Origin of the sequence: Pseudomonas sp. GM84 (assembly GCF_000282535.1) — a bacterium.
In the GTDB taxonomy this organism is placed as follows: domain Bacteria; phylum Pseudomonadota; class Gammaproteobacteria; order Pseudomonadales; family Pseudomonadaceae; genus Aquipseudomonas.
In genome coordinates, this window is record NZ_AKJC01000031.1 from 1 (window position 1) to 6,378 (window position 6,378).

Annotated in this window: 5 protein-coding genes; 2 read left to right on the forward strand and 3 right to left on the reverse strand. The window is 66.4% G+C overall.

Going from position 1 to position 6,378, the window contains the following annotated elements; genetic code table 11:
* Both PMI38_RS02580 and PMI38_RS02585 read left to right on the forward strand, forming a co-directional pair.
* Nucleotides 1-543: aminotransferase class III-fold pyridoxal phosphate-dependent enzyme (locus PMI38_RS02580; RefSeq protein WP_008090295.1), on the forward strand; the 543-nt coding region annotated here is incomplete at its 5' end.
* A 152-nt stretch (nucleotides 544-695) separates the two neighbouring features.
* A complete protein-coding gene (locus PMI38_RS02585) occupies nucleotides 696-1,418 on the forward strand; it encodes a 16S rRNA (uracil(1498)-N(3))-methyltransferase (RefSeq protein ID WP_008090297.1) in 723 nt (240 codons plus the stop codon).
* A gap of 4 nt (nucleotides 1,419-1,422) precedes the next feature.
* On the opposite strand, the gene trhA is transcribed toward PMI38_RS02585, so the two are convergent.
* From trhA to PMI38_RS02600, 3 genes are all read right to left on the reverse strand, one after another.
* Nucleotides 1,423-2,040: a PAQR family membrane homeostasis protein TrhA gene (gene trhA, locus PMI38_RS02590; protein WP_008090299.1), complete on the reverse strand. Its 618-nt coding sequence runs from the start codon at nucleotides 2,038-2,040 to the stop codon at nucleotides 1,423-1,425.
* Between the two features lie 159 nt (nucleotides 2,041-2,199).
* Nucleotides 2,200-2,673: a chemotaxis protein CheW gene (locus PMI38_RS02595; protein WP_008090301.1), complete on the reverse strand. Its 474-nt coding sequence runs from the start codon at nucleotides 2,671-2,673 to the stop codon at nucleotides 2,200-2,202.
* The coding region (locus PMI38_RS02600; RefSeq protein ID WP_008090303.1) for a hybrid sensor histidine kinase/response regulator at nucleotides 2,666-6,378 on the reverse strand (3,713 nt) is incomplete at its 5' end. The genes PMI38_RS02600 and PMI38_RS02595, both read right to left, overlap by 8 nt.

Below are 6,378 nucleotides of genomic sequence, written 5' to 3' on the forward strand. Positions count from 1 at the left end.
GGCTCCCTGCCGCTGGCTGCCTGCCTGACCACCGACACCGTGTACCAGGCGTTCTACGACGATTACCCGACCCTGCGCGCCTTCCTCCACTCGCACAGCTACACCGGCAACCCGCTGGCCTGCGCCGCCGCCCTGGCGACCCTGGATATCTTCGAGCAGGACAACGTGATCGAAGCCAACAAGGCGCTGTCGGCACGCATGGCCAGCGCCACCGCGCACCTGGCCGACCACGCCCATGTCGCCGAAATCCGCCAGACCGGCATGGCCCTTGCGATCGAGATGGTGCAGGACAAGGCCGGCAAGGTCGCCTACCCCTGGCAGGAGCGTCGTGGCCTGAAGGTGTTCGAGCACGCCCTGTCCCGTGGCGCCCTGTTGCGTCCGCTGGGTAGCGTGGTGTACTTCCTGCCACCGTATGTCATTACCCCGGAGCAGATCGACTTCCTCGCCGAAGTGGCCAGTGAAGGCATCGATATCGCCACGCGGGAAAGCGTCAGCGTCGCCGTACCGGCGAACTTCCACCCTGACTTCCGCGATCCGGGCTGACCCGAAACTAAACCACACCACCACCCTTGTGGGAGCGGGCTTGCCCCGCGAAGCAGACACCTCGGTGCCTGGCAAGGGCTTCTCCCTTGTTCGCGGGACAAGCCCGCTCCCACAGGGTTAGACATTGTGTTCCCTATTTCCTGAGCAGAACCATGAGACTGTCCCGCTTCTTCATCGACGCCCCCCTGAGCCTTGGCGAGCACGACCTGCCCGAAGCCCAGGCCCACTACATCGGCCGCGTACTGCGCATGGCCCCCGGCGATGCCGTGCAACTGTTCGACGGCAGCGGCCAGGAATACCTCGGCCAGTTGCTCGAAGTGGGCAAGAAGACCGTGCGCGTCAGCCTCGACCAGGCCCTGCCAGGCCAGGCCGATTCGCCGTTGCATATCCACCTGGGCCAGGGCCTGTCCCGCGGCGAGCGCATGGACTGGGCCATCCAGAAGGCCACCGAACTGGGCGTCAATGAAATCACCCCGATCGTCAGCGAACGCTGTGAAGTGCGCCTCAAAGACGAGCGCGCCGACAAACGCCTGGCCCACTGGCGCCAGGTGGCCATCAGCGCCTGCGAGCAGTGCGGCCGTTCGACCCTGCCGGTGATCCATCCGCCAGTGACCCTGGCCGAGTGGATCAAGGGCAGTGAAGCCGACCTGAAACTGGTCCTGCACCCGGTCGCCGAACCGCTGACCAGCCACGAAAAACCAGCGCGCCTGGCCTTCCTCATCGGCCCGGAAGGCGGCTTGAGCGAGGCGGAAGTCGACCAGGCCAAGGCGGCTGGCTTCCACGCCGCCCGCCTCGGCCCCCGCGTGCTGCGCACCGAGACTGCGCCCGTGGTGGCACTCGCGGTGGCTCAGCAGTTGTGGGGCGATTTTTCGTAAACAGCTAGCGCACGTAGACCGACACCGCGACGAAGTGCATGAGGCTGCCGGCAATCACGAACAGGTGCCAGATGCCATGCCAGTGGCGGAAACGGCTGTCGAAGGCGAAGAAGATGATGCCCACGGTGTAGAACACTCCGCCGGCCGCCAGCCAGGCGAAGCCGGCGGTGCCGAGGCTGTTCAGCAAGGGCTTGACCGCCACCAGGACGATCCAGCCCATCACCGCATAGATGACGATCGACAGGACCCGCGCTTCGGAGCGCGGTTTTATTTCCTGCAACATGCCGATCACCGCCAGGCCCCAGACCACGCCGAACAGGCTCCAGCCCCAGGGGCCGCGCAGGCTGACCAGGCAGAATGGCGTGTAGCTGCCGGCGATCAGCAGGTAGATCGACAGGTGATCGAGCTTGCGCATGATCACCTTCGCGCGGCCGCGCGTGCTGTGGTAAAGGGTCGAGATGCTGTAGAGCAACAGCAGCGTGGCGCCGTAGATGGAGAAACTGACGATCTTCCAGGGGTCGCCCTGCAGGCCTGCGACGACGATCAGCCAGATGGCACCGATACAGGCCAGGATGGCACCGACCAGGTGGGTCCAGGCGTTGAAGCGTTCACCGTAATACATGCAAACACAGACCTCCTTGGGTGGGCTGGGTTCCTCATTCCTTCAGTTGCGGCCCCTTCGCGGGGCAAGCCCGCTCCCACAAGTTCACTCAACCCTTGAGGCCTGTGCTGTGCCTGTGGGAGCGGGCTTGTCCCGCGAAAGGGCCATCAGCTTCACATCCTACCCAAGGGCAGGTTGCAATTGCGCGTCACGCACCAGCCTTTCCAACGCGCCCAGGTCCGGCACCCGCGCCACCTGATCTCCCACCTGCACCGCCGCCAGTTCCAGGCTACCCAGCGCCACGTCCACATAATTGAGCTGGCTGTCGAGCTTGCACGACCGTGGAATGTCCTGCAGCAGCACCGCCAGATAACGCAAGCCGGTATCGCCCAAGGCATTGAGCACCACGATGCGCGCTCGCTCGCCACACGGCGTCTCGCCCCCGCAGGCGGCCTCGAAGCCGATCAGCGGCAGGTGTTGCTGGCGCCAGTCGATCCAGCCCAGGTGCCACGTAGGCTCGCCCGGCTGGCAGAACAGGTTGCGCTGGCCAATCAGTTCCGCCACGGCCACATTCGGCAGCACCAGGGTTCGGTCGCCCAACGGCAACAACAGGCCCGTCAGGCTGCTACGCTGGCCTGCGATCAGTTCAAGCATGGTGCTGGCTCCAGTGGGCGATGCTCTGCAGCAACACCGATTCCTGGTACGGCTTGCCCAGGTAATCGTTGACGCCAATGGCCATGGCCCGGTCGCGGTGCTTCTGCCCGGTGCGTGAGGTGATCATGATGATCGGCAGGTCCTTGAGCCGCTCATCGCGGCGTATACGGGTGGCCACTTCGAATCCATCCATGCGCGGCATCTCGATATCCAGCAGCAACACGTCGGGGCGGTGCTCTTCCAGCAGGGCCATGGCGTCGACCCCGTCCTTGGCAGTCAGCACGCTCATGCCATGGCGCTCGAGCAGGCGGCTGGTGACCTTGCGCACCGTCACCGAGTCGTCCACCACCATCACCAGCAAGGCGCGGCGCGGTGCCGGCCCGAACAGCGTGCTCTGCACCCCGCTGCCGCCCGGCAGGCGCGCCAGGCGGCGTTGCTGGCCGCGCAGCTGGCCGAGCAGATCGAGAATCAGCACCACCCGACCATCGCCCAGCAGGGTCGCGCCCGACAGCCCCGCCACGGCGGCGAACTGGGGTCCGAGGCTCTTCACCACGATCTCGCGGCTCGGCGAGAGGCTGTCGACCTGAATCGCGAACGATTGCTCCTGGGAATGCACCAGCAGCACCGGCAGCGGCACGCTCTGCCCGAGCAGGCCAGGCCGTGGCAGCCCTTGCAGCAGTTCGCCCAGGTAACGCAGCTCGTATTCATGGCCGGCATACTCGTAGCGCGGCACCCCCAGCTGGTAGCAGGCAGCCAGCTCGGCCGGCGGCACGCGGACGATGCCCTCGATGGTGTTGAGCGGGATGGCGTACTGCTCCTCGCCCATGTGCACCATCAGGGCGCGGTTGATCGACACCGTGAACGGCAGGCGAATCAGGAAGCGCGCACCCTTGCCCTGGGCCGATTCGATCGTCATCGAGCCGCCAAGCTGCTTGACCTCTTCGTGCACCACGTCCATGCCCAGGCCACGCCCGGAAATCTGGGTGATCTTCTCGGCCGTGGAAAAACCGGGGCGCAGGATGAACTGAAGGATTTCGTGATCGCTCAAGTTGGCCTGCGGGTCCAGCAGGCCCCGCTTGATGGCTTTGCGCCGCACCGCGTCCAGCGGAACGCCAGCGCCATCGTCAGTCATTTCGATGACGATGTCGGCGCCTTCGTGCAGCAGGTTCAAATGAATGGTGCCGTGCTCCGGCTTGCCGGCGGCCAGACGCACTTCGCGGGCCTCCAGGCCATGGTCGACGGCATTGCGCAGCATATGTTCGAGCGGCGCGACCATGCGTTCGAGCACGCTGCGGTCCAGCTCGCCTTCGGCGTTGCCGACCACCAGTTCGACCTGCTTGCCCAGCTCGCTCGCCACTTGCCGTACGACCCGCTGCAGGCGCGGCACCAGGCGCTCGAACGGCACCATCAAGGTCGCCGTCAGGCCTTCCTGCAACTGGCTGTTCACCCGCGCCTGCTGCTGCAGCAGGCTGTAGGCCTCCTGGGCACGCTGGGTCAGTGTCTCTTTCAAGTCGAGCAAGTCGGAGGCCGATTCGAACAAGGCCCGCGACAACTGCTGCAACTGGGAATGGCGGTCCATCTCCAGCGGGTCGAAGTCTTCGTAGGCGTCGCCTTCGAAGGGTTGCCGGCTGCTGATCCGCCCCTGGGTCTCGTTGTCCAGGCGCAACAGCTGGTCGCGCATGCGCTCCAGGGTGGTTTCCATCTCGTTCAGGGCGAACTGGGCGTCGTTGACCTGCTGCTCGATGCGCCCGCGGATGACCGAATGCTCACCGGCCAGGTTGCCCAGGTCGTCGAGCAGCTCGGCGTCGACCTTGACCATATCGCCAGCCGCGCGCTCCGGCGCGGCGCTGGGCAACTCCGCGGGCGCCGCTTCGGCCGGGGCCTGCCCGGCGACACTGTCGGTCAGTGCGGCGCTGCTGAAGTTGCGGATGTAGTCGATCAGTGCGGTGGCCGCATGCAGCGGCTGGCCCAGGCGCGCGGCATCGAGCATGTGCGCCAGGCGGTCGTGGCAGTTCTGCAAGAGTGCGAACAGCGGCGCGCTGGGCGGCAAGCGCCCGGCAGCCAGCAACTCGTAGAGGAACTCCAGTTCGTGGGCAAGATCGCCGATGGCGGCGATCTCGACCATGCGTGCTCCGCCCTTGAGGGTGTGCAGGTCACGCAGCAGGTTATCCACCTCGACGCTGTTGCGCGGCTCTGCCTGCCAGCGTGCCAGCGCGGCAGCGGCGCTTTCGACGATGTCCGAGCTTTCTTCGAGGAAGACTTCCAGCAGCTCCTTGTCGCCCGGGCTGTCGACCTCCTCGGTCAGTTCCACGGATGCCGGCAGTGGCGTCACCGAGCCCGGCGCCACCAGGCCCGTGGCATCCGGCGCCAGGGCATCGGCCAGCAAGCCGCGCAGGCTGTCGACGCAATCGGCGCGGGGCGTCAGCTCCTGGCCGGCAGCGACCTGGTCAAGCATATCGAGGAGCGCTTCATGGGCCTGATGGGCCTGGGCGAAAAAGCGCGCATCGGCCCCCAGGCTGCCCTCTTCCGCTGCGCCATAGACGTCCAGCAGTGCTTCGCAGACATCGTCCATCTGCCAAAGGTCGGCCAGGTGGGCCGCATGGCACAGCGTGGTCAATTCATCGAGCAGGCTGTCCAGCGACTGGCGCTGGCCCGGTTGCTCCTGCCAGCGCGACAGCAGCGACTCGGCATCCAGCAGGATGTCCATGGCCTGGGCCAGGAAGCTGGCTGTACGCTGTGGGTCGCGCGCGTTGCGCCGTGCGTGGGACTGCTCGTCATGCAGGGTTGCCAGCCGCTCGTCCACCGCCTCGCCGACCTGCTCGATCAACTGCGCCGCGCCCGCGATAGCGGCCAGCGGCGTGCTGCCCAACTGCGCCAGGCCCTGCTGGAACAAGGCACGCGCCGCGTCCAGCCAGGCGATTTCAGCGCCCTGCAAGGGCAATTGGTGACTGCGGTATTCGCGAACCAGGCGATCGAAAGCCGTGGCCAGTTCGGCGATCGGCATCACGCCGGCCATGGCGGCACTGCCCTTGAGCGTGTGCAGGGCGCGCTGCAGTTCATCGCTGACGGGCGTGTCCTGGCCTTTGGCCGCCTGCAGGTAGGCACTCAGGCTGGCCAGATGGCCCTGTGCCTCATTGCGGAAGATGTCCAGCAGCTGAGGATCGAGGCCTTCGATTTCGGCACTGACAGGTGTGTCGCTCTCGGCAAGCGCATGCAGATGGCTGGCCAACTGCTCGATCTCGGTCACTTGTGGCATCTGCCCGGCGGCGAAGTCAGCCAGCAGGTCCGGCAGGTGCACGACCACCTGCTGCAGCGCCACGGCCCCCTCTGGCGCAAGGGCGATACGCCGTTCGAGCACGCGATTGAGCAGGTGCTCGCCCCCCCAGGCCAGCTCGGCGACCGCCTGGGCATGCACCATGCGACCGCTGCCCTTGAGCGTGTGCAGATCGCGGCGCAGCTCCACCAGGGCTTCGTACAGGCTGTTGTCGGCGCGCCAGCGCAGCCAGTGACGCTCGATTTCCGGCAGCAGTTCGCCGGCCTCTTCGAGAAACACCTCGCGCAGCTCGTCATCGATGCCATCGCTGTCGCCGTCATGGCTTGGCTGCGCTTCGCCATGGCTGCACTGCACGCCCAGCGCCGTCAGGCTGGCGCGGGCCATGTCGAGGAACGGCTGGCCATCGGCCAGCGGGTCGGCTACCCGCCATT

Bases quoted from the DNA above. Each gene is read 5' to 3' on its own strand.
- PMI38_RS02585 (WP_008090297.1), top strand. From the start codon at position 696: ATGAGACTGTCCCGCTTCTTCATCGACGCCCCCCTGAGCCTTGGCGAG.
- trhA (WP_008090299.1), bottom strand. From the start codon at position 2,040: ATGTATTACGGTGAACGCTTCAACGCCTGGACCCACCTGGTCGGTGCC.
- PMI38_RS02595 (WP_008090301.1), bottom strand. From the start codon at position 2,673: ATGCTTGAACTGATCGCAGGCCAGCGTAGCAGCCTGACGGGCCTGTTG.